This window comes from Sphingomonas canaveralia, from assembly GCF_047238125.1.
GTDB lineage: Bacteria > Pseudomonadota > Alphaproteobacteria > Sphingomonadales > Sphingomonadaceae > JBDFMH01.
In genome coordinates this window covers 775737-798954 of the sequence record NZ_JBDFMH010000001.1, presented here as the reverse complement: position 1 = coordinate 798954, position 23218 = coordinate 775737, and the positions used below count along the sequence as shown (strand labels likewise).

Sequence of the window (23218 nt, the reverse complement as noted above, 5' to 3'; positions counted from 1 at the left end):
CCGGTGCGGCCGCTATTCCGCCATCTTGCGATCGAGCTCGCCGTGGAAATGGCGCAACCGCGCTTCCTGCTCACTCCACAGCGGGCCGCGGAAACCGCGCGAGCGGGCCCCCGCTTGGACGATCGGCAGCAAATCCGAATCCTGATCAAGCACCTCGCCCAGGCCCGGCGGCTCGCCCAGCCCGGTGTGGACCACGTCGGGCCGCGTCTCGCCGCTGGTGTCGATCTCCTCGCTCAGCCCCATCCAGGCCGGCGGGCAATAGCCCGGCGCATCGACATGGCGGTAGAGGATCATCGTATCATAGGTGAACTGGTTCGGATCGGTCGCGTGCGGGATGAAACGGTGCAGGAACACCGCTTCCGGATGGCAGCCGATCTGCGCGTTGGGAAACACGCTGTAGACCGTCGAGTCGCTCAGCTGGCTGTCGGAGAAGCGCTCATAGCCAAGGCCATATTGCGCCGAGCGGGCCCGCTTGGCTGCCTGCACCGCAGCGCGCGTCTCCTGTGCGGTGCCCTGGTAGCTGGCGGGATCGATGCCGGCATCCTGCAGCATCATCGCGATCCCGGGGTTGATCGTCTCCTGGTCGTCGAACCGGCGGCTGGGCTGCGCGAACGGCACGAACTGGCGGCTGAAGCCGTTGGGATAGAGATCGATCTGGGTGCGATCGTCCATCAGGCACTGCGTCTGCGGGTGCACCGCATGGAGGTGATAGATCTCGGCAAAGGCGTCCACCCCGCCCTTCCAGTTGGCGCCCCAATCCGATTTGCGGTGCTGGACGACATACATCTTGTCCATGTCGTAAAGCTCAAGCGCGGGCAGGATCGGCGCAAGCCAGTCCTTCAGCGGCTCGATATCCGGATTCATCGAGATGAACACCAACCCGGCCGCAACCTCGCAGCGCAGCGAGGTCAGGTCGAGATCGTGGCACAGCACTTCGGGGCGGAACGTCTCGCGATCGGTGACCGCGATATTGTGGCCCTCCAGATCGAATTGCCAGCTGTGGAACGGGCAGGTGAACTTGGTCAGCGATCCGGTATCAGACTGGACCAGCTGGCTGCCGCGGTGCGAGCAGACATTGTAATGGGCATGCACGTCGCCATCGTCGCCGCGCACGATGATGAAGCTTTCGGGCCCGATGTCGAACTTGGCGAAATCGCCGGGTTCACGCACGTCGGAAACCGGGCAGGCGAGCAGCCAGCTCTTGGCGAACACCTTTTCCCATTCGCGGGCCGCGAAATCGCGATCATGATAGCGCTCGCCAGTGGGGCGGTCGGTGCCGTTGTCGATCTGCGGCGCCCGTTCGTTGAACGGGTGCGGTGCGCCGGTGTGGATGTCCCACAGCAGATAGGGATAATTCATGGCTGTCTCCTCGACTCCCGGTCTTCGCTGGGTGCTCGGCGCTATAAAAAGACAGTCATGATTGTTTTACAAGTGCGCTTTTCGCAGCCATGATCTTTTTCGACGCGCCGACAGGGCGCGCTGGCGAGGAGAGAGTGGATGAGCCGACTGTTCGGACCGATTTTCCAGATGGCCTATGTCGTGCCCGCGCTGGAACCCGCGATCGAGCATTGGACAAAGACGCTCGGCGTCGGCCCCTTCTTCCTGTTCCCTACCCCGCTCGCCTTCGAATGGATGAAGATGCGCGAGAAGGAGAGCACCGCCTACGAGATCCTCGACCAGTGCGCGATCGCCTACAGCGGCGATACCATGATCGAGATCATCGTGCCCGGCCGTGATCCCAACATCTATCGCGAGTTTCTCGACAAGGGTGGCCAGGGCCTGCATCATCTCGGCACGTTCGCCACCGATTATGACGCGCAGATGGCCGCGGCGCGTGCCGCCGGCATCAAGGTCGCGGTCGAAGGCAAGCTGCCGATCTCGCGCTTCTCCTATCTCGAGACGGATACCGGCTGGCCCGGCACGATGATCGAGCTGATCGAGGCGCAACCCGAAATGCACGAGATGTTCGAAGTCTTCAAAGCGGCCGCTCGCGATTGGGACGGCAGCGACCCGTTGCGAACGCTCGGCTGATTACGGCGCCCGGCCTGTCTCCGGGCCGGGCACCGCACCCCCTTATCTTCAGCGAACCGGCTTGGCCGTCGTGTCGGCCCGAGCACCCATCCGCAGCTCCGCCGCCTTCGACCGGATATACTGCCGCAGGTCGGCCCGCTGGGCGGGCGTCATGTCCTCGAACCGCGGCATGCCGGCCGGCACCAGCGCACCGTCATGGATGATCGCATCGAAGGTCTCGGCCGAGATCACCGCCTCCGACGTGCGCAGATCGGGCGCCACACCGGCCGCCGCCACCCCGCCGCCATGACAGACGACGCAGCGCGTGTTGTAGGTGAGTTCGCCCCGCTTGGCGGCCGCTGCGTCCGCACGGTAATCCGCGTCGGCAACGGCCACCGCCCGATACGGGATTCGCGCCGGCAGCGTCGCCTTGCCGCCGATCGCGAAGGTCAGCACGCGCCGCGCCTGCGTGCGGTAATCGATGCCGAACTTCGCCAGCGCCGATCCCAGAAAGCCTGCGCTGGTGCCGTTGCCGGTCAGCACGGTCACATATTGGCGCCCATTCGCGCGGAAGCTGATCGGCGGGGCGATCACCGCCGCCTTGGCGTCATAGGACCAGAGCCGCTTGCCGGTCTTCGCGTCATAGGCGTTGAACAGCCCGTCCATCTGCCCCTGAAACACCAGGTTGCCCGCGGTCGCCATCACGCCGCCATTGTAATGCAACGGCGTCGGGATTCGCCACGCCTCCTTCTGGGTCACCGGGTTCCAGGCGACGAGTGCGCTCGCGCTTTCCTCGCGGCCTTTTGGAATATCGATCGATGCGTTGACGCCGTAATCGAGCGCCATGCCCGGCCGCCGCTTCCAGTTCGCCCGGTCGATGCCGCGATCGTCGAAGGTCGATTCCAGCTCGATCGAGGGGATGTAGACCAGCCCCGATTGCGCGCTGTACGCCATCGGTACCCAGCTGTGCGCGCCGACCGGCGTCGGCGAGAAGGTCGTCGGCCCATCCTCGTAGCGGATGCCGGGATTTTCGATCGGCCGCCCGGTCACCTTGTCGATGCCGCGAGCCCACGTGACTTTCACGAACGGCTCGGCCGAAATCAACTTGCCGGTGCCGCGATCGAGCACATAGACGAAGCCGTTCTTTGGCACGGTGATCAGCACCTTGCGCGGCTTGCCGTCGATCGTCAGATCGGCCAGCTCCATGTCCATCGATGAATTGAAGTCCCAGCTTTCGCCGGGGTTGATCTGATAGTGCCATTTATAGGCGCCGGTCTTGGCGTCCAGCGCCACGATCGAGCACAGGAAGAGGTTGTCACCCTTCCCTTCGCTGCGGATCTTGTGGTTCCACGGCGCGCCGTTGCCGGTGCCGATGAAGACGGTGTCGCTGTCCTTATCGTAACTGATCGAATTCCAGACGGTGCCGCCACCGCCCTTCTCCCACCATTTGCCCGCCCAAGTCTTGGCAGCCATCTCCATGGCCTTGTCCTCGAACCCGTTCGCCGGATTGCCTGGCACGGTCCAGAACCGCCACAGCTTCTTCCCGGTCTCGGCGTCGTAGGTCGTCACATAGCCGCGGATATTGGCTTCGTCCGCGCCGGCATTGCCGATCATCACCTTGCCGTCGAACACGCGCGGCGGCCCGCTGATGAACCGGGGATCGCCCTCATCGATCGTCTGGCTGGTCCAGACCGGCGTGCCCGTCTTCGCGTCGAGCGCGATCAGCCGGCCATCCTGCGTTGCGGTATAGACCTTGCCGTTCCACCAGGCGATGCCGCGACTGCCCCAGCCCTGCCGCAGCCGCGCGCCCGATGCCTCGGGCGCCTTGGGATCATAGGTCCACAGCGTCTTGCCGGATACCGCATCCACCGCCACGACGACACTGTAGGCGCGCGCGAAATAGATCACGCCGTCAACCGCGATCGGCCCGGTCACCGAGTTGCCCACGTCCAGATCGAGCGACCAGGCCAGGCCCAGCTGGCCGATATTGCCGTCGTTGATTTCGGCCAGCGGGCTGAAATGCTGCTCGCCGTAGGTGCGACCGAAACCCGGCCAGTCGTTGCCGTCGGCCGTGTCCAGCAGCTGCGCCTCGGGGGATGCAGCAGCGACGGGCGGCGATCCGGCGGTCGATGTGCTCGCGCCGCCCCCGCATCCCGCCAGCATCACCGCGCCCGAGAGAAGGGCAATGATTGTCCGCGTTCGCATCACGCCTTGCGCTCCACACCCATGTATCGGTCCAGCTCGGCATGGAAATGGCCGATCCGCTGTTCCTGTTCGGACAGGATCGCGCCGCGATAGCCGAGGCTCTCGATCCCTTCCTGCACCAGCGGGAACAGGCCGCTATCCTGATCGAACACCTGACCCAGCCCGCCGTCGCGCCAGTCGATCTCCTGTGGCTGCGCCAGTTCGCGGCCGGAAATGTCCCAGCCTTCGGGCAGGCCCATATAGGCCGGCGGCAGGATCTTCGGATCCTCCTGAGGATGCATCATCACGATCACGTCGAAGATGAACTTGCGCGGATCATGCTTGTGCGGGCGGAAATAGAGCAGGCTCACCCCTTCCGGATGGATGCCCATCTGGATGTTGGGGAAGATGTCGTAGTTCCAGTCGTCGGTCAGCTGATTGTCCAGGAAACCCGAATAATCGAGCCCCAGCCGGGCCGCGCGCTCGCGCTTGGCCTTCTGCACCGCGGGTCGCACCTCCTCCATCCGCCCGATGAAACTGTCGGGATCGAGGCCGACCTCGATCATGGTGGCGCGCAGACCGGGGTTCAGCTGATCGGCCTTCGCATCGGGATAGCGCGGGCTTTCATGCGCGAACTTCGTCACCATCCGGCTCATGCCGTTGGGATAGAGATCGATCTGCGCGTGATAATCGTTGAAGACGGTCAGGATCTCGGGGTGGATCGCATGGACGTGATAGGCCTCGTTGAAGCCGTCCACGCCCACCTTCCAGTTCGAATCCCAGGTCGATCGCATCCAGCGCAGGATCCGCATCTCCGCCAGCCGGTAGGGCTTGGCATGTTCGACCAGTGGGCCGAGATGCTCGAGCAGCGGCTGGGCGTCGCGATCCATATTGATGAAGATGAACCCTTCCCAGGTCTCGCAGCGCACCGGCGTCAGGCTGGTGTCGCGGCACAGCGCCTCGGGGCGGAACGTCTCGCGATCGGTGACCTGCGTGTTGATGCCGTCCAGGTCGAACTGCCAGCGGTGGAACGGGCAGGTGAAGCCACCGCTCACCGATCCCTCGCCCTGCACCAGCCGGTTGCCGCGGTGCGGGCAGAGGTTGAAAAAGGCGCGGATGTCGCCATCCTCGTTGCGCGTGATGATGAAGCTTTCGCGTCCGATCTCGAAGGTGATGAAATCCCCGGCATCGGGAATCTGCTCGACCCGACCGGCCCAGTTCCAGACCTTCGCCCACAAATGGGTGCGCTCGCGCTCCATCCACTCGGTCGTCCAGTAACGCTCGCCATCGATCGGCGCTACACCATGATCGATATAGGGCGCCTTTGCCTCGAAGCTGTCGGCCGGGGCTTCCGGGTTGATCGGCCAGGTCCGCCGGTAATCATAGGCAGCATTTGCAGACATCACTCACCTCCGGGCCGCGAATCGACAGTCGCGGGTTCGAGTTTCGTTTCGGATCAGGCGCGGTCTATTTCCAGATATCACGCCTTCGCCATTCGTTGATTGGATCGACTCGGGATCGATGTTATGCGCTGATCGAATGCGGAAGACAAAGGAGAGTCCCGATGGCGCGTATCCACGTCCCCAACGATCAACAGCATGATCCGCTCGGCTATACGCTCGGCCATTACGCGCCCGAGATCGGGGCGGCCGGTGGCGGCTATGCCAAGGCGGTCTATCAGTCGTCGCGCTTGCCGCTGCGTGTGATGGAAGCGGCGCGCTTCCGCATCGCGCAGATCAACGGCTGCATGGTGTGCCAGGGCTTCCGCGCCGCGCAGCACCTGGATGGCTATCTCGATTCGGTGGGCGGAGATTCCACGCAGTCGGTCGTCGCCCGTGGCGGCACGAAGCCCGACGAGGCCTTCTATGGCGCGATCGCCGATTGGCGCAGCGCGGACGCCTTCGATGCGCGCGAGCGGATCGCGATCGAGTTCGCGGAGCGCATGTCGGACGATCCGCGCGGCTTCGAGGAGGACGAGGCGTTCTGGACGCGCCTGCACGCCCAGTTCAGCGATGCCGAGATTGTCGATCTCACGCTTTGCTGCGGCGCCTGGATCGCGCTCGGCCGCGTCACCCACATCCTGCAGCTCGATACGGTGTGCATGGAAGATACGCTGGCGGCGTGATGCCGTCCGCCGCGGGCGGGGGCCGAAGCCTTCGCCCGCGGCAAACGGCCGGCGGCCGATCATGGCCGCCGTCCGGATCACCGACCCCGGCCGAACTTGAAGCCGACCTCGACGCCATAATAACGCGGCGGACCGAACTGGGTGTTGAGCCACAGGCCGGCCACGTTCTGCGACGCCACCCGGTAGCGCTCGTCGGTCAGGTTGCGACCGATCAGGCGGACGAAATAGTTATCCTCCGCTTCCGCCAGCGTGATCGATGCATTCACCAGCGTGCGCGCGTTGAGATACGTGTTACCGAACGGCGTATCGATCGCCTGGGTCGAAAGATTGCGGCTGGTATAGGCGACATTGCCGTTCAGCTGGACCTTGTAGTCTGTGCCCAGCGGGATCTGCCACGAGGCATCGGTCGTCCACTGCCATTTCGGCGCACGGTCGAGTGGAGCGGAGCCGAGATCATAGCCCGAGCCCGGCGCATCATATTCGCCATATTTGCCGTCCTGATATCCCAGCACGCCGCGAAGCGTGAAGCCTTCGAACAGCACTGCCGACGCTTCCGCCTCGATGCCCTTCACGGTTGCGCTCGCCGCGTTCTGGAATTGCGTGAACTGGTTCGGCTGCCCATTCACGACGATCGGCACGTTGATGTTCTTCTGCAGATTCTTGTACTTCACGTAGAAGCCGGTGAGGTTGAAGCGCAGCTTGCGATCGAAGAATTCGCTCTTGAAGCCGGCTTCGTAGCTGTCCGCGGTTTCCGGTCGGGTCGCCTGCGCAGCCTGCGCGAACGCCACGAAATCATTGCCGAACGGTGCGAAGCTGCCGGCCTGGTCGTTGAACCCACCGCCCTTGTAGCCGCGCGATGCAGTCGCATAGGCGAAGAAGGTCGGCGCCGCCTGCCAGCCGACGCTGGCCCGATAGGTCAGCTTCTTGTCGTGCGCCTCCACGCGCAGCACATTGTCGGGGAAGTTGTAAACGCTCAGATCCAGCGGGCTGTTGATCGTGATCGGCCGCACCGGTGTCCCCAGATCCTGGGTGAAGGTCTGCTGCCGGCCGCGCCACACCTTGTCGTCCCAGCTGTAGCGCGCACCCGCGGTCAGCGTGATCGTGTCGCCGACCTTCAACGTGCCTTCGGCGAACACCGCCTTGGATTCCGCCTTCTGCGCATTGCACAGCGTGTAGGGCGTCACGTTCCACCGGCCATAAGGCGTCGGCGGGCCGACCAGATCGAGGAAGCCCAACAGCTGCGCCACGCAGAAGTCGGTTTCGTCCTTCTGGTAGAAGCCGCCCGCCACGATATCGAACGCGCCGCCGAAATCGGACGCGAAGCGCAGTTCCTGCTGATAGGTCTTGCGGTCATCGTCGCGGTTGGCGTCAAAGAAGGAAAGCGCTTCGCCATCGGCGGCGATCGCAGTGGCACCGGCGTAACTGTTGGGCAGCCGCGACCGCTGGAAGCGATAGCCCGAAACCGAGGTCAGCGTGCCGAGCCCGAGATCGAAATCAACGTTCAGATAGACGCCGTCCACATTGATGCGCTGGCCCAGCGGCAGCGTGACCAGCCCCGAGAAACGCTCCGACGACGATGCGTTATCAAGCGGATCGTTGCTGTTCGGGTTGGGCACCGCCACGCCGAGCAGAGTCGTCAGGAACGAGCCGGCCCCGCCTGGCCCCTGGAACAGCGTATTCTCGTTGACCGACGGGATCGCGTCCGAGCGATCGCGGATATATTCATATTGCAGCAGTGCGCTGATCGTGTCGGTCGGCTCGAACAGCAGTTTTGCGCGCGCGTTCCAGACTTCCTTGCCGCCCAGCCGCCGGCCGTCGAGACAGCCGACCCGCCCGTTGAACTTGCTGCCGGTGAAGTCGGACACATTGTAGCACGCGCCGTTGCGGTAATAGCCGTCGCTCTTCTCGAACCCGCCGACCAGGCGCAGCGCCAGCACGTCATCCAGGATCGGGATGTTGGCTGATGCCTGCACCTTGTTGGTGCCGAAGCTGCCATATTGGAAGCGGCCCTCGGTGCCGATGACGTTCATCTCGGGGCGCTTGGTGCGCACGGTGACGGCGCCGCCGGTAGTGTTCTTGCCGAACAGCGTGCCCTGCGGCCCGCGCAGCACTTCGACCTGCGCGATGTCGAACGTATCGAGCAGCTGGGTCTGCACCGATGGCACGACGAAATCGTCTACCAGCACGCCCACCGGCGGCTCGAAATAGACGATGATCGTGTTCACGCTCACGCCGCGCAGCGCAAACGAGGCGGCGTTGAAGTTGGTGATCGTCGCGGCGGAGAAGTTCGGCACGAACGCCGCGATCTCGCCCAGATCGCGCGGCTGCGACTGTTCGATCAGCGTGCTGTCCACCGCGGACACCGCGATCGGCGTGCGCTGCAGGTTGGAATCGCGACGCGTGGCCGTGACGACGATCTCGGCCAAGCCGCCATCGTCGGCCGGGGCGTTGGTCGCCGACGGGGCGCCGGCGGCATTGGTCACGGTATTCGGGCCGGGCTGCGCGTCGGCAGCAGGCACCGGATCGGTCGTCGCGTCCTGAGCCAAGGCAGGGCCTGCGATCAGGCCTGTGGCCAGCACCGCGGACGCAACGCTATTATGGAGTCCCCTCAAGGTCATCATCGCTCTCCTCCCGGTAACGGCGGACTTCGAAACTGGTCCACTCGCGTGTTTGCCGGGCGAACATAGAGCGGCTGCGCAACGGATTGCAATCAGTCATGCATGACTTTTTCTTTGGCGAACGACATTGTGGTCACAAAGCAACAATCTGCTATAAGCCGGGGCATGTTCGCAGGCGCACAAGGCGCAATGCCGAGCTCGCGAACAAGATGCTTGAAAAATCATGCATGATTGTTTTCTATCGGCCGCGACGGCGCGTGAAACTGCCCGCGGCGAATCGAGAGGATGATCCCTTGGCGTATAGTTTCCTGTCGCGCTTCCGCATCAAGGCCGATCGAGAGGCTGAATTCGTCTCGCTGGCCAAGGAGATGGAATCGCTCGCGACCACGCGCGAACCCGGCACGCTCGGTTTCAAATTCTTTCGGCTAGAAGAGCCCGGCATGTTCGCGGTGTACGAGTCCTTCGTCGACGAGGCGGCCGACAAGGCGCATATGGAAACCGAGCATGGCAAGCCGATCATCGCCAAGATGCTCGAATGCATGGATGGCAGCTATTCGCGCGAGCTGCTGTATGATCTGGAGCGCCCAGCATGAGCGAGGCTCCGCTCACCTTCGGCGAACTGCTCCGCACGTCGGCGGCACGATATGCCGATGCCCCCGCGCTGATCTTTCCGGATCGCAGCCTTTCCTACGCCGATCTCCAAGCGCGGGCGCGCGCCTGGGCGAAGACGGTGATCGCGATGGGCGTGCAACCCGGTCAGAATGTCGGCATCCTGCTGACGACGCGTCCCGAGTTCGTCGAGCTGCTGTTCGGCATCACGATGGCCGGCGCCGTCGCGGTGCCGGTCAATGCCCGCTATCAGGCGCATGAACTGGCGTTCCTCGTCAAGGATGCCGATCTCGTCGCGCTGTTCACCACAGGCAAGGTGGCCGACTCGCTCGATTTCGGGCAGCGGCTGAAGGCCGCCCTCCCCTCGCTGGCCGCTGCGTCCGACCCGCGCGCGCTCCAGCTGGACGAAGCGCCGATGCTGCGCACCATCGTCTGCATCGACGAGCCGTGCGCGCAAGGGCTGCTCAGCGGGGCCGACGCGCTGGCGATGGGGTCCGGCGTCAGCGACGCCGATGTCGACGCGCGCATCGATTCGGTCGATCCGCAGGATATCGCGTTCATCCTCTACACGTCGGGCACCACCGCCAATCCGAAGGGCGCACTGATCAGCCACGCCGCGCAGATCGGCAACAGCCGCAGCCTCGGCCGCCGCTATCGCGTGACGGCCGAAGACAAGGTCTGGTCGCCGCTACCGATCTTCCACATCGCAGGCATCCTGCCGATGACGATGATTCTCGATCTTGGCGGCCCCTACATGACCGTCCCCCATTTCGAAGCCGGCATCGCGCTCGAGATGCTGGGCCGCGAAGGCGCGACGATCGCCTATCCGTCGTTCGTCACGATCATGCAGGATCTGATCACGCACCCGACGTTCAAGACCACCAATCTTTCCAAGTTGCGACTGATGAATTCCAACTTCGCGGTCCAGCCCACCTGGATCCGCGATGCCGTCTGCGCAGCGATGCCGCACACCATCCAGGTCGGCACCTATGGCCTGACCGAAGGCGCAGGCACCGTCACCACCAGCCATATCGACGACAGCTGGGATCTGCGCACCGGCCGCTGCGGCGCGCCGATCGACGGATGGGATGTCCGTATCGTCGATCCGGAAACCGGCGAGGATGTCGCTGTCGGCGGCAAGGGCGAGATCGTGATCCGCGGCCCCGGCATGCTCAGCGGCTATTACAATGCCCCCGAAAAGACGGCGGAGGTGATCCGCGACGGCTGGTTCCACACCGGCGATATCGGCGCGTTCGACGATAGCGGCCACATCATGTTCCATGGCCGCACCAAGGACATGCTGAAGGTGGGCGGCGAGAATGTCGCCGCCGCCGAGATCGAGGCGATGCTGCAGACCCACCCGGCGGTGAAGCTGGCGCAGGTCGTCGGCATCCCCGACGATCGCTATGTCGAGGTGCCGGCCGCCTTCGTGGAACTGGTCGATGGCGCCGCCGCGGGCGAAGCCGAGCTGATCCAGCACTGCAAGGGCAAGCTCGCCAGCTTCAAGACTCCGCGCCACATCCGCTTCGTGAAGGCCTGGCCGATGTCGACCAGCAAGATCCAGAAGTTCAGGCTGCGCACCGAACTTGTCGAGGAACTGGGACTGGGGGCAGCGGCATGAGCGCCAAGAGCTTCGTCGCCACGCTCCGCTGCAAGCCCGATCGCGTCGATGAGCTGATCGCTTTGCAGACCGAACTCAAGGATCTCGTCTTCGCGCAGGAACCGGATGCGCGCGTGTACGAGCTGTTCCAGTCCGACGACGACCCGACTGTCTTCCTGGTCGTCGCCACCTTCAAGGACGATGCCGCGTTCGAGCATCACATGCACATCGATTTCCACGATCGGCTGGTGCCGCCCGTGCTCGATTGCCTGGCAAGCGACATGGAGCTGAGCTTCTACCGATCGCTGGGCTGACTGTCCGAGGCAAACCCGGACGCAGAAAAGGGCGCAACGCCCCGACAGGAGAGAGCCATGCCCGTCAGCGAAGCCGATCTACAGGATCTGGTGGACCGCCGTGATTGCTATGCGGTGCTCACCAAATATTGCCGCGCGCTCGATCGCGCGGATGCGCCGCTGATGGCATCGGTCTACTGGCCGGACGGCATCGACAACCACGGCGTGTTCAACGGCAACGCCGCCGAATTCGCCGAATATATCGTCCGCGAAATCCAGGAATGGTTCGAGGTGACGATGCACGCCATCATGAACATCCACATGGAGGTGAAAGGCGACGTCTGCACCAGCGAAGCCTATCTGTTCGCCTACCACAAGGTGCGCGCTGAAAAGGCGCATGAGATCTTCGGATCGCGCTACATGGAAAAGTTCGACAAGAGCGGGCTCGATCCGAATCACCATCATTTCTATTTCGGCGGCCGCTATCTCGATCGGCTCGAGCGGCGCGACGGCGAATGGCGGATCGCCAAGCGCCAGGTGGTGATGGACTGGAACGACAACCGTCCTTCCGGCGAGATCCGCGACCAGGGCATGTTCGCCACGCTCCGCCCGCTCGGCGAACGCGGCCCCGGCGATCTCGTCTGGTCGAACGTTCCATGACCGTGTCGCAAGCCGATCTCGAGGATCTCGTCGCGCGGCGTGACATCTATGCGGTGCTGACGCGCTACTGCACAGCGCTCGACCGCGCCGATCTCGCGATGATGGAGACGGTTTACTGGCCGGACGGCGTCGATATCCACGGCATCTATTCGGGCGGTGCCGCCGAGTTCATCCCGTTCATCATCGACGGCATCCAGCGCTGGTTCGAAGTCGCCGTCCACGCCATCTCGAACATCCATATCGATGTGGATGGCGACCGGGCGGCGTCCGAGGCCTATCTCTATTCGCTGTGCAAGGTCTCGCCCGAGCAGGCGGCCGACATATTCGGCCCGGCCTATCTCGCCCATCACGGCGAAGGCGAGATCGAACCGGGCAAGCATCTGTTCGCGATGGGCGGCCGCTATCTCGACCGGTTCGAACGGCGCGGCACCGAATGGCGCATCATCCAGCGCCAGGTGGTGCTGGACTGGAGCGACAACTGGCCCTCCACCGACATCGCCGAACAGAAGTTCAACGCCGCCACCATCCGCAGCCAGTGGGGCAAGGGCGATCTGGTCTACGCGCTGTAGATCAGCCGCCGATCCCCTCGACCAGCTTGCCGGACCCATCGCAGCGCGGGCAGGTCATCCCCTGATATTCGCCACTACCGCGGCATTCCGGGCACACGCCGGTGCCTTCGCCATCGTCCTTGTCGTTCTGTTCGGTCATCGCGATTCTCCCTCCTGGACAAGGAGGAAGCGCGCGGATCGCCCGGTCGTTCCGTCAGCGCCGGTCAGACGCTGCCGGCCCCCTTCCCTTCGGGATAGACATAGTCGTCCAGCACCTTGTGGAAGTGGCGGATGCGCAGTTCCTGGTCGCCGATCCACAGGCCGGGGAAGGCATCGGACTGCATGCCCTTCTGCACGGTCGGCAGGTTGAACGCGTCCTGATCCAGCACCTGGCCGATCGATCGATCACCATGCTTGAAGCGCCTGTGCTTCGGCCGCTCGGGCCATTCTTCGCCTTCGGGCACCAATTCGAACATCCAGATGTCGTAGAACATCTTGTTGGGGTCGGTCGGATGCGGCCGCTGGCGGAACATCATCACGTCGTCGGCATGTACGTTCATGGAGACGTTCGGGAAGATCGAGTAATGATAGTCGTCGGTCAGCTGATCGTCGTTGAGCTCGGAATAATCCTTGCCCTGCGATGCGCCGTGCTTGCGCTTGAACAGCTGCACGTCGCGGCGGATGTCGCTTACCCGCCCCTCATATTCGGCCGGGTCCATCCCCGCCTTCACCATGATCTCGTAGATCGCGGGCGGGATCGCCGACGGCAGCGCGACCCGCGCCGAGATCGCGGCGAACGGCACCAGATAGCGGCTATGCTTCTCGTATACGTCGACCTGCGCGTTGGTATCGTCGAGATACCATTGCAGCTGCGGGTGGATGCCCTGGACGTGATAGACCTCGCTGAACGCGTCGACGCTGGCCTTCCAGTTGCAGTCCCACTCCACCGTCACGTCGCGTGTCCACGCCATCCGCTCGAGATGATAGGGGCTCAGATGCTGTTGCATCGGTGATAGGTAGCTTTCCAGCGGCTCCGGATCCGGGTTCAGCGTGAACCACACGAAGCTACCCCATTCGCCGCAATGATAACTGCGTACGCGTCCCTCGGTCGGCATGCCCTGCGGGAAGGTGTCGAGATCGGGGATGCGCGTGATGCAGCCCGCCTTGTCGTAGGTCCAGTGGTGATACATGCACTGGAAATGCTCGGCATTGCCGCGCCCCTCGGGGCGCAGCTTGTTGCCGCGGTGCAGGCACACATTGGCGAACGCCTTGATCGACCCGTCTTCCTGGCGGACGATCAACACCGATTCCTTGCCGATCTCGGTGCAGATATAGTCGCCGGGTTCCTTCATGTCGTCGGATCGGCCGCCCAGCAGCCATACCTTCGTCCACATCCGCTCCCATTCGAGCTTCATGAACGCTTCGCCAGTGTAGCGCTCGGCCGGAATGATATCATAGCCGAGATCCGGATCCTCCTCCTTCTGGGCGGGGGTTCCGTTGGGCCAGTCCTGCGGATTGACCCTGATCACATCGACCTTGCGCTTGACGTCCATCGTGCCTGTCTCCGGCCTCTCGCCGCTCTGCTCAGAAATGGGTGCGGTTGGTGTAGCCGCCATCGACGACAAGGTGCGATCCGTTGCACCAGCTCGCCGCGGGGCTCGCCAGGAACACGATCGCGCGCGCCACTTCCTCGGGCGTGCCCAGCCGGCCCGAAGGCTGCTGGCGCAGCTGCGACTGGTAGAATTTCTCCATCGTACCCTTGATCATGTCCCAGTTGCCGCCCTCGAACTCGATCGGGCCGGGCGAGACGACATTGACGCGGATCCCGTCCTTGCCATGGAACAGCGCCAGCTGCTTGCCCCAGGTGACCAGCGATGCCTTCAGCGCATTATAGGCCATCGGCCCGCCCATCGCCTCGCCGGCCGAGGTGGTCGCGATCAGCACGATCGAGCCGGACTTGCGCTCGGTCATCCCCGGGATCAGGGCCTCGACCGCGCGGACCGGGCCCATCACGTCCACTTCGAACGCGTTGTGCCAATATTTCTCGCTGCCCAGGCCGCCGCCGGCCGAGCTGATCGGGATCAGGATGTCCGCGCCGCCGATTTCAGCGTCGGCCCATTCCAGCCAGGCCTTGTAGTCGTCAGCCTTCTTCACGTTCGCGGCCTTGCCGATCACGTTGGTGCCATAGCGCTTGAGCTGCGCGACCGCATCCTTCACGCCGTCTTCCGAACGCGCGGTGATCGCCAGGTCGCAACCCTCGCGCGCCAGCGTCTCGGCCACGGCCATGCCGATGCCACGCGCCGCGCCGACCAGGATCGCCTTCTTGCCCTGAAGTCCCAGATCCACGTCTATCTCCCCGATGCAGTTTTCAGTTCGTCGGCCCGCGGCAGGCGGCACAGCTGCGCGCCCCCGCTGACCTGAAGGATATCGCCGCTGGCGAAGCAATCCGGCGCGGTCAGATAGGACACCGCTGCCGCCACCTGCTCCGGCGTCGCCAGCGCGCCCAACGCGGACTCGCGCCGGTAGAGCGTATCGAAGCCATTCAGACCGAGGAAGGATTCGGTCATCGGCGTGCGTGAAAAGCCGGGTGCCACCGCGTTCACGCGGATACCCAGCGGCCCGAATTCCAGCGCCGCGATCCGCACGATCTGGTCCAGCGCTGCCTTGGCGGAGGCGTAGGCGGAAAGCCCGACACCCGGCACGGTGCCTGTCAGCGATGAGAACAGGATGATCGATCCGCCCTGCGGTATTCGCGGCGCGGCATGTTTCAGCAGCAGCAGGTTCGCGGTGACGTGCATCCCGAACTGCGCTTCGATCTGCTCGCGCCGAATCTTCGTGATCGATTGCGACAGGGTCGTGCCTGCAGCGTTCACCAGCACGTCGATCGGGCCCGCCTCCGCCAGCATCGCTTCGATCGATGCCTCGTCGGCCAGATCGCAAGGGATCGCGCGACCGCCGATATCGGCGGCCAGCGCCGCCAGCGGCGCCATCCGCCGCCCCGCCACGAGAATCCTGCAGCCGTCGCCGGCAAGGCGCCGCGCGCAGGCTTCGCCCAGTCCACCTTCGCTCGATGCGCCGATGATCAGCGCGGTCCGCGGCCCCGTCTCCATGCCTCGTCCTTGCACCCGAAACCGCCCGTGCGGCAACAGAAAACATGCATGTATGTTTTATTTGCGCGACGCGGGGACTAACCGATCCTGCCGAGAGCGCTTTGCCCGCCGGCCTACGGATGCGCGTCGGGCCAAACAGCGCTTGACTTGCCCGTCAAAAAACAATCATGTTTGTTTCCTGAAAGGAAGTTCGTCCAATGGCTCTTGCCGCCTCCAGATCCGGCCAGCAGGCGCGGCCTGCCCGCCAGGCTGGTGCCAACGGCCCAACCCAGCAGTCGCTCAAGAGTGCGCAGACGCGGGCCAAACTGATCGAAGCAACGATCCGCTGCATCGTCAAGGTCGGATATGCGAATACCACGACGCCGCAGGTTGCGGCCGAGGCCGGCCTGTCGCGCGGCGCGATGCTGCACCATTTCGAAAACGGCGCTGCGCTGATCAAGGCCGCGATTGTCGAGCTCCACGAAAAGCGGCTCCGCGCATTCCGCCGAGCTGCCGATACCGAGAACCACGACACCGGGGCGCTCGTCCGCACCTATTGGAAACAGCTGCAAAAGCCTGGCTTCGTCGCCTTCCATGAGCTTGCGCTTGCCGCGCGCACCAATTCCGATCTGGCGCGCATCCTGCAGCCGCTGCAGGTCGAGTTCCGCGAGCGCTTCAATGCGCAGGCCGTCATGCTCTTCCCCGAATGGCAGGGTCGCCCGCGCGAATTCTACATCGCGATGGCGCTGTCGCAGACCATGCTCGAGGGGTTGGCGATCCACCTGCTGACCGGCGCGATGAGCGAGGAGATGGTCGAGCCGATCCTGCTGCTGCTGGAAGGCCAGCTGCGCGAGATGAATCCCTCGATCGAAGCCGCGCGCGCTGCCTGATCCGGCGCGCCGCCGCCCCCATTTCAACTGCAAGGCCGTCACCATGATCCCATCGTCGACCATCGGGGCCACGCTGTGAGCGGGCGTGGCCAGGGCCCGCTCGCGGGCGTGCACGTGCTGGATCTCACCAGCGTGTTGATGGGGCCCTACGCGACCCAGATCTTTGCCGATCTCGGCGCCGACGTGATCAAGATCGAAAGCCCGGATGGCGACACCACCCGCTATCTCCCGCCCGGCAACGAGGCCGACCGCGGCGGCATGTTCCTGAACGTCAACCGCGGCAAGCGCAGCCTGGTGCTGGATCTGAAGCAGCCTGCCGCGGTGCAGGCGCTGCTGAAGCTGGCCGAAAGCGCCGATGTCTTCATCCATTCGATGCGCGCCCGCGCGATCGCCAAGCTGGGGCTGGATTATGCCGCGCTGAAGGCGGCCAACCCGAAGATCATCTACGCCAACCTCTACGGTTTCGCCCGCTCGGGCCCCTATCGCGACTATCCCGCTTATGACGATATCGTGCAGGCCGCCTCGGGCCTGGTCGATCTCCAGGCGCGTCTGTCGAAGGGCGAGCCGACCTATCTCGCCACCGTCGTGGCCGACAAGGTCGCCGGGCTGACCGGTGCCTATGCGGTGATGGCCGCGCTGTTCGCGCGCGAGCGCACCGGTATCGGCCAGGAAATCGAGGTACCAATGTACGAGACCTTGGTCTCGTTCACGATGATCGAGCATCTGTGCGGATCGCTGTTCGCGCCGCCACTGGGGCCGCCCGAATATCCGCGCGTCACCGCCACCTCGCGCCGGCCCTATGCCACCGCGGACGGCCATATCGGCGTGATGATCTACAACGACAAGCATTGGCGCGCCTTCTTCGCGGCGCTCGGCGATCCGGAATGGTCCAAGGATCCGATGTTCGCCACGATGCGCAGCCGCACGCAGAACATCGCCACCGTGCTATCGCGGGTGGCTGAGGTGATGGTCGGCCGCACCACGGCCGAATGGCTCGACATCTTCCGCGAGGCGCACATCCCGGCGATGGCGATCGCGAGCCCGCAGGATCTGCTCACCGATCACCATCTCGTCGAAACCGGCTTCTGGCAGGAACGCGAGACACGCGAAGGCACGCTGCGCTTCCCCGGCATCCCGACCACCTTCTCCGAGACGCCGGGCGCGATCGGTGAGCCCGGCCCGGCGCTTGGCGCGGACAGCCGCTCCGTACTGGCCGAGGCCGGTTATGCCGCGGATGCGATCGAGGCGATGGTCGCCACCGGCGCGGTGCGGGTGCCTGCATGACCGGACCCGGCCCCGAGGCCGAATGGCGCACCGCGCTGGCAGAAGGTCGCTTCACGCTTCAGCGCGCGATCGATAGCGGCACCTGGTTCTTCCCGCCCCGCCATGTCGAGCCGCGCACCGGAGAAGCCGACTGGGAATGGCTGGAGGCAAGCGGCATGGGCACCGTCTATTCCGCGACGGTGATCCACCCGAAGCCGCCGGCCGAACCCTATGCCGTAGTACTGATCGATCTCGACGAAGGCCCCCGCCTGATGAGCCGGATCGACGGCCTGCCCGCCGCCGACATCGCGATCGGCCAGCGCGTCCGCGCGCGCATCGTGCATGAGGACGATGCACCGCTGCTGGTGTTCGAGCCAGCGCGATGAGCGGTCGTTTCCCCCGCGCGAAGACCGCGATCGCCGGCCTCGCCACCTTCGGGATCGGCGAGCAGCCCGGCTTCTCCCCGCTCGAACTGGCGGCCAAGGCCGGGCTCATGGCGCTGGCCGATGCCGCGATCCCGCTCGGCGATGTCGACGGTCTGTTCATCTGCCTGCCCGACGATCTGTTCGCCGGCCTCAGCCTCGCCGAATATTATGGGCTCAGCCCGCGCTTCACGGATTGCAACCGCACCGGCGGCTCCGCCTTCATGAGCCACGTCGCGACCGCCGCCACCATGCTCGATGCCGGCTTCATCGACGTCGCGTTGATCGCCTATGGCTCGAACCAGCGGTCCAGCGGCGGCAAATTGTCGACGCCTGCAAAGAGCAACCGCTTCGAAGCACCCTACAAGCCGCTCTACCCGCTTTCGTCCTACGCGCTGGCCGCGGCACGCCACTTCCATGAATATGGCACCACGCGCGAACAGCTCGCCGAAGTCGCCGTCGCCGCGCGCGGCTGGGCCAACACCAATCCGGAAGCCTTTGCGAAGGGTCCGCTCACCATCGAGGATTGCCTTTCGGCGCGCATCATCAGTTCACCGATCTCGGTGCGCGATTGCTGTCTGGTGACGGACGGTGCCGCCGCCATCGTGATGACCCGCGCCGATCGTGCCGCCGCCGGCCCCCGCCCGATCGTGCCCGTGCTCGGCGCGGCGGCGGCGACCTGGTACAATGCGATCAGCAACGCGCCGGACATTACTACCACCGCTGCTGCCGAAAGCGGGCCGCGCGCCTGCGAGATGGCCGGCGTCTCTCCTGCCGATGTCGATGTCGTGCAGCTCTATGATGCGTTCACCATCAACACGATCCTGTTCCTGGAAGATCTCGGCTTCTGCCCCAAGGGTGAAGGCGGCCGCTTCGTGGAAGGCGGCGCGATCGGCCCGGGCGGGCGGCTGCCGGTCAACACCAATGGCGGCGGCCTTTCCTGCGTTCACCCCGGCATGTATGGCCTGTTCGCGATCGTCGAAGCAGCCAGACAGTTGCGCGGCGAGGCGGCGAACCAGATCGCGGGCGCCGATATCGCATTGGCGCACGGCAATGGCGGCACCTTGTCCAGCCAGGCGACCGTGATCTTGGGGTCGGCTGCGACGCGCTGAAGGGTCCGGCCGTTCGTCCGGTACCATCCGGTGGGGGGATATGATGGCGACGATGATCGAGGATGCGGCCGAAAGCCGCAGGCGGCGGCCCGGCGTCGCGGCCGTCACCCGCGTGAAGATCATGGAAGCGGCCGAGCGGCTGTTCGCCGATCGCGGCATCGATGGCGTGGCGCTGCGCGAGATCGCCGCTGCCGCCGGCCAGGGCAACAACACCGCCGTGCAGTATCATTTCGGTACCAAGGAAAAGCTGGTCTACGAAATCTTCGCGCACCGCACCGATCTGTTCGAGGATCAGCGCGCCGCGATGCTTGCGACCGCCGAGCGGGCGGGCCGGCTCGCCGATGTTCGCGTGCTGCTCCAGATCCTGTGTCTGCCGCACCTTACGATCGCCGACGAACATGGCGGGCATCCCTATTCGGCATTCCTGGCGCAGTATCTCACCCGGTCGCGCGCGGCTGGCATCCCGCATCCCTACGACAATCAGGAAGAGCTGATGCCCGCGCTGCGCCGGACCCGGCGGCTGTTGACGGAGGCGTGCCAGCATGTGCCGCCGGTCATGCTGCAGCTGCGGGTCGGGCTGTGCAAGCTGATGTTCTGCAATATGCTGATGCGGCGCGACATCGGGTTTCCGCATGCCGATCAGGATGTGCCGCTGCCGTTGCTGGTCGATGATACGCTGGATCAGATGGCGGCCGCGCTCGGCGCGCCCTATGCCCCGCGCGAACAGCTGTTCGACGTGCCGCGCTGAAGCCGGCCGCGCTTCACCCTGCCTCGCATCCGATCTAGGCTGCTGCCGACGTGCGCGGGGGGACCTGGGATGAGTCGGCGATCGAACAAGGTCTTGGCGCTTGCTGGCGCATGGCTTGCCGGCACCGCGGGCCTGGCCGCGGACGCAGACTGGAGCGCCTATGGCCATACCCAGCTGGGCGATCGGCATTCACCGCTGAGGCAAATCGATCGCGACAATGTCGCCGGGCTTGCCGTCGCCTGGCGCTATCATACCGGCGAGCCGCCTCGCAGCGCGGATGGCCAGCGCCCGCCGCGCACTGCCGCCACGCCGCTGGTGATCGCCGGCACCATGTATCTGTCGACCGCCGCCGGCCGGATCGTCTCGCTCGATGCGGCGACCGGGCGCGAGCGCTGGTCCTTCGATGCCAAGGTTGATCGCAGCGCCGGGTTCGGCGATTTCGTCAGCCGCGGCGTGTCCTACTGGCGTGATCCACGCGCTCGGGCTGGCGCACCCTGTGCCGCCCGTATCATCGCGCCCGTGATCGATGCCCGGCTGATCGCGCTCGACGCCGCCAATGGCCGCCTCTGTCCTGCTTTCGGAACCGCCGGCCAGATCGATCTCAGGCCCGGTCTGCGCAATGCGCCGAGCGACATCAGCGAATATGAACTGACTTCGCCCCCCGCGATCGTCAATAGCGTCATCGTGGTCGGCTCGGCGGTGGCGGACAACAACCGCATTACCGCCGCAAGCGGCGAGGTGCGCGGCTATGATGCGCGCAGCGGTCGCCGGCTCTGGACATGGGATCCGGTACCGCAGGATCCGGGTGATCCCGCGCACGCAAGCTGGCAGGGTGCCGATGCGCATCGCAGCGGTGCGGCCAACACCTGGTCGGTGATCGCGGCCGATGCCGCGCGCAACCTGGTTTTCCTGCCGACCAGTTCGCCCGCGGTCGATTATTGGGGCGGGTCGCGGATCGGCGCGAATGCCCATGCCAATTCCGTGGTCGCACTCGATGCGCGCACCGGCCGCCTGCGCTGGGCATTCCAGACGGTGCATCATGATCTGTGGGATTACGACAACGCCGCCCCGCCGGCCCTGATCGACGTCACCATCGCCGGCCGGTCCCATGCCGCGGTCGCGCAGGTCACCAAGACCGGCCAGCTGTTCATCCTCGATCGCGATACCGGCAAGCCGCTTTTCCCGGTCACCGAGCGGCCCGTGCCGGCCAGCGATGCGGCCGGCGAGACCGCCTACCCGACACAGCCGTTCGGCACGTTCCCGCTTTCGCCAGCCGCCTACTCCGCGGCCGAGATCGAAGCCGGCATCGCCGATCCCGCGCTGCGCGCCAAATGCCTGGCCACGCTGGCGAAGCTGCGCAATGACGGGCCGTTCACGCCGCCGTCCGAACGCGGCTCGCTGATCGTGCCCTCCAATATCGGCGGCGCCCACTGGGGCGGCATGGCCTTCGACCCGGCTTCGCAGACGGTAGTGGTGCCGACCAACCGCATTGCTGCGGTGATCACGCTGCTACCCCGCGACGCGGCCGAAGCGGCGCGGGCAAAGGACGCCGATGGCGAACGGATCGGGCTCGAATATGCCCGGATGGGCGGCTCGCCCTATGTGCTCAAGCGGGAATTGTTCGGCGTCGGCGGCAGGCTCTGCACCCCGGCTCCCTATGGCTCGCTTCATGCGATCGATCTGGCGACGGGGCAAACCCGGTGGAACAAGCCGTTCGGCACGGGCGAAGGGCTGCCATTCGGTCCGCTCGAAGGGATGATCAACCTCGGCGGTCCGATCACCACGGCATCCGGCCTGGTCTTCATCGGCGCCACGCCGGACGCCTATCTTCGCGCCTACGATACGCGCGACGGGCGCGAACTGTGGAAGGGCAAGCTGCCCGCCGGCGCCCGAGCGACGCCGATGACCTATGCTGATTCCACGGGCCGCCAATATGTCGCGGTCGCCGCGACCGGCGATGGCGAAATCTTCGGCGCGTCGGACGAGATCGTAGCCTTCGCGCTGCCGGCCAAGCACGGTGCGACCGGATCACGCTGACGGCGGCCGGCATCCGCTGCGGCAAAGCGCTGTCCTACAGCCCGTGGATCTGCCATGGTGAACATGGCTCTTTCACATCGCCGATCGTCGATCCGCAACCGCGACCAGGGTGAGCACAGTCGCTGCTTTCGCTGCTTTCAGGGTACCCGCATACTCATCGAATGCGGCTCGCCTAGCCCAGCGCCCGTCCCGCCCGGCCAGCCAGTTCGGTCACATAATGCCAAGCGATCCGGCCCGAGCGCGCACCACGCTGGGTCGACCATGTAATCGCCTCCTGCGGATCGAACGGAAGTCCCAGTCGCTCGGTATAACCGCGCACGATCGCCAGATAGGCGTCCTGGTCGCAAACGTGGAAACCCAGGCTCAGGCCGAACCGGTCGGCCAGCGCCAGCTTGTCGTCGGTGGTGTCGCGCGGATTGATCGCGCTGTCCTGCTCGCGCATGTCGCGCGGCACGATGTGGCGACGGTTCGCGGTTACGAACAGTCGCGCGTTGGCCGGCCGCGCCTCGGCCCCGCCTTCCAGCATCGACCGCAGCAGCCGCGGCCCCGCCCCGCCCTCCTCGAAGCCCAGATCGTCGAGGAAGATCGCATAGGCGCGTGGGGCATCGGCGATCAGGGCGAACAACGCAGACAATTCCGCCAGCCGATCCCCCGCCACCTCGATCAACGCCAAGGCCGCACCGCTGGCCTGCACCGCAGCGACCGCGGACTTCACGAGCGCGGATTTGCCCGTTCCGCGCGCGCCCCATAGCAGCACGTCATGCGCCGCGGCACCGGCGGCTAGTCGCTCGAGCGTCGCCAGCACGGCCGCCTTCTGCGCATCGATCCCGGTCAGCAGGTCGATCGCGACCGGGGTGAACGCGCGCGCTGGCGCCAGCCCGCCACCGCGCCAGACATAGGCGGCGTGCGCCATCGGATCGGCCTGGGGCGGCTGGGGCGGCGCGATCCGCTCAAGCGCGGCGGCGATCCGGTCGATGGCATCGGTCATGCCGCATCCCTTACGGCGATCG

General features: G+C 65.2%; 22 protein-coding genes. 13 read left to right on the top strand and 9 right to left on the bottom strand.

What is annotated here, in order from left to right; genetic code table 11:
• Positions 1–12: 12 nt before the first annotated feature.
• Positions 13–1359, bottom strand: coding sequence for an aromatic ring-hydroxylating oxygenase subunit alpha (locus ABC347_RS03925; RefSeq protein WP_413244437.1), 1347 nt, complete (start codon positions 1357–1359; stop codon positions 13–15).
• A 138-nt stretch (positions 1360–1497) separates the two neighbouring features.
• On the opposite strand from ABC347_RS03925, the gene ABC347_RS03920 reads away from it, so the two are divergent.
• Positions 1498–2031, top strand: a complete 534-nt coding sequence (locus tag ABC347_RS03920; protein ID WP_413244436.1) for a VOC family protein — start codon at positions 1498–1500, stop codon at positions 2029–2031.
• Positions 2032–2079: 48 nt separating this feature from the next.
• Here the strand turns inward: ABC347_RS03920 and ABC347_RS03915 are convergent, their stop codons facing one another.
• The gene (locus ABC347_RS03915) at positions 2080–4215 is read right to left on the bottom strand and encodes a PQQ-dependent dehydrogenase, methanol/ethanol family (RefSeq protein ID WP_413244435.1); all 2136 of its coding nucleotides are present in this window, start codon (positions 4213–4215) and stop codon (positions 2080–2082) included.
• A complete protein-coding gene (locus ABC347_RS03910) occupies positions 4215–5597 on the bottom strand; it encodes an aromatic ring-hydroxylating oxygenase subunit alpha (protein ID WP_413244434.1) in 1383 nt (460 codons plus the stop codon). The genes ABC347_RS03915 and ABC347_RS03910 overlap by 1 nt, the downstream gene beginning before the upstream one ends.
• Positions 5598–5758: 161 nt before the next feature.
• Between ABC347_RS03910 and ABC347_RS03905 the strand changes: the two genes are divergently transcribed.
• On the top strand, positions 5759–6319 hold the full coding sequence (locus ABC347_RS03905; RefSeq protein WP_413244433.1) for a carboxymuconolactone decarboxylase family protein: 561 nt from the start codon (positions 5759–5761) through the stop codon (positions 6317–6319).
• A 77-nt stretch (positions 6320–6396) separates the two neighbouring features.
• Here ABC347_RS03905 and ABC347_RS03900 read toward each other — a convergent pair whose 3' ends face one another.
• Positions 6397–8937 (bottom strand): TonB-dependent receptor, encoded by a 2541-nt coding sequence (locus ABC347_RS03900; RefSeq protein ID WP_413244432.1) that lies wholly within the window; start codon positions 8935–8937, stop codon positions 6397–6399.
• A 98-nt stretch (positions 8938–9035) separates the two neighbouring features.
• Here ABC347_RS03900 and ABC347_RS03895 point away from each other — a divergent pair, with 98 nt between their 5' ends.
• The 5 genes from ABC347_RS03895 to ABC347_RS03875 are packed head-to-tail and all read left to right on the top strand — an operon-like array spanning position 9036 to position 12668.
• Positions 9036–9530 carry a putative quinol monooxygenase gene (locus tag ABC347_RS03895; protein ID WP_413244431.1) on the top strand — a complete coding sequence of 165 codons (495 nt, stop codon included), beginning with the start codon at positions 9036–9038 and terminating at the stop codon, positions 9528–9530.
• Positions 9527–11167 carry a class I adenylate-forming enzyme family protein gene (locus ABC347_RS03890; protein WP_413244430.1) on the top strand — a complete coding sequence of 547 codons (1641 nt, stop codon included), beginning with the start codon at positions 9527–9529 and terminating at the stop codon, positions 11165–11167. Before ABC347_RS03895 ends, ABC347_RS03890 begins: the two co-directional genes overlap by 4 nt.
• Entirely contained in the window at positions 11164–11460 is a 297-nt protein-coding gene (locus ABC347_RS03885) for a putative quinol monooxygenase (protein WP_413244429.1), read from the top strand. Before ABC347_RS03890 ends, ABC347_RS03885 begins: the two co-directional genes overlap by 4 nt.
• A 57-nt stretch (positions 11461–11517) precedes the next feature.
• Positions 11518–12099 carry a nuclear transport factor 2 family protein gene (locus ABC347_RS03880; RefSeq protein WP_413244428.1) on the top strand — a complete coding sequence of 194 codons (582 nt, stop codon included), beginning with the start codon at positions 11518–11520 and terminating at the stop codon, positions 12097–12099.
• Positions 12096–12668, top strand: a complete 573-nt coding sequence (locus ABC347_RS03875; RefSeq protein WP_413244427.1) for a nuclear transport factor 2 family protein — start codon at positions 12096–12098, stop codon at positions 12666–12668. Before ABC347_RS03880 ends, ABC347_RS03875 begins: the two co-directional genes overlap by 4 nt.
• Before the next feature lies 1 nt (position 12669).
• On the opposite strand, the gene ABC347_RS03870 is transcribed toward ABC347_RS03875, so the two are convergent.
• The 4 genes from ABC347_RS03870 to ABC347_RS03855 form a co-directional block, all read right to left on the bottom strand.
• Positions 12670–12807, bottom strand: a complete 138-nt coding sequence (locus tag ABC347_RS03870) for a hypothetical protein (RefSeq protein WP_413244426.1) — start codon at positions 12805–12807, stop codon at positions 12670–12672.
• Between the two features lie 64 nt (positions 12808–12871).
• The gene (locus tag ABC347_RS03865) at positions 12872–14200 is read right to left on the bottom strand and encodes an aromatic ring-hydroxylating oxygenase subunit alpha (protein WP_413244425.1); all 1329 of its coding nucleotides are present in this window, start codon (positions 14198–14200) and stop codon (positions 12872–12874) included.
• 31 nt (positions 14201–14231) lie between these two features.
• Entirely contained in the window at positions 14232–14993 is a 762-nt protein-coding gene (locus ABC347_RS03860) for an SDR family NAD(P)-dependent oxidoreductase (protein ID WP_413244424.1), read from the bottom strand.
• Positions 14994–14995: 2 nt separating this feature from the next.
• A complete protein-coding gene (locus ABC347_RS03855) occupies positions 14996–15757 on the bottom strand; it encodes an SDR family NAD(P)-dependent oxidoreductase (protein WP_413244423.1) in 762 nt (253 codons plus the stop codon).
• A gap of 197 nt (positions 15758–15954) precedes the next feature.
• On the opposite strand from ABC347_RS03855, the gene ABC347_RS03850 reads away from it, so the two are divergent.
• From ABC347_RS03850 to ABC347_RS03825, 6 genes are all read left to right on the top strand, one after another.
• Positions 15955–16626 (top strand): TetR/AcrR family transcriptional regulator, encoded by a 672-nt coding sequence (locus ABC347_RS03850; protein WP_413244422.1) that lies wholly within the window; start codon positions 15955–15957, stop codon positions 16624–16626.
• A 75-nt stretch (positions 16627–16701) separates the two neighbouring features.
• A complete protein-coding gene (locus ABC347_RS03845; protein ID WP_413244421.1) occupies positions 16702–17910 on the top strand; it encodes a CaiB/BaiF CoA transferase family protein in 1209 nt (402 codons plus the stop codon).
• On the top strand, positions 17907–18275 hold the full coding sequence (locus ABC347_RS03840; RefSeq protein WP_413244420.1) for a Zn-ribbon domain-containing OB-fold protein: 369 nt from the start codon (positions 17907–17909) through the stop codon (positions 18273–18275). Before ABC347_RS03845 ends, ABC347_RS03840 begins: the two co-directional genes overlap by 4 nt.
• Positions 18272–19423: a thiolase gene (locus ABC347_RS03835; protein ID WP_413244419.1), complete on the top strand. Its 1152-nt coding sequence runs from the start codon at positions 18272–18274 to the stop codon at positions 19421–19423. Before ABC347_RS03840 ends, ABC347_RS03835 begins: the two co-directional genes overlap by 4 nt.
• 43 nt (positions 19424–19466) lie before the next feature.
• The gene (locus ABC347_RS03830) at positions 19467–20171 is read left to right on the top strand and encodes a TetR/AcrR family transcriptional regulator (protein WP_413244418.1); all 705 of its coding nucleotides are present in this window, start codon (positions 19467–19469) and stop codon (positions 20169–20171) included.
• Between the two features lie 93 nt (positions 20172–20264).
• Positions 20265–22208, top strand: a complete 1944-nt coding sequence (locus ABC347_RS03825) for a pyrroloquinoline quinone-dependent dehydrogenase (RefSeq protein ID WP_413244417.1) — start codon at positions 20265–20267, stop codon at positions 22206–22208.
• 172 nt (positions 22209–22380) lie between these two features.
• Here ABC347_RS03825 and ABC347_RS03820 read toward each other — a convergent pair whose 3' ends face one another.
• A complete protein-coding gene (locus ABC347_RS03820; protein WP_413244416.1) occupies positions 22381–23196 on the bottom strand; it encodes an ATP-binding protein in 816 nt (271 codons plus the stop codon).
• Positions 23197–23218: the final 22 nt, after the last annotated feature.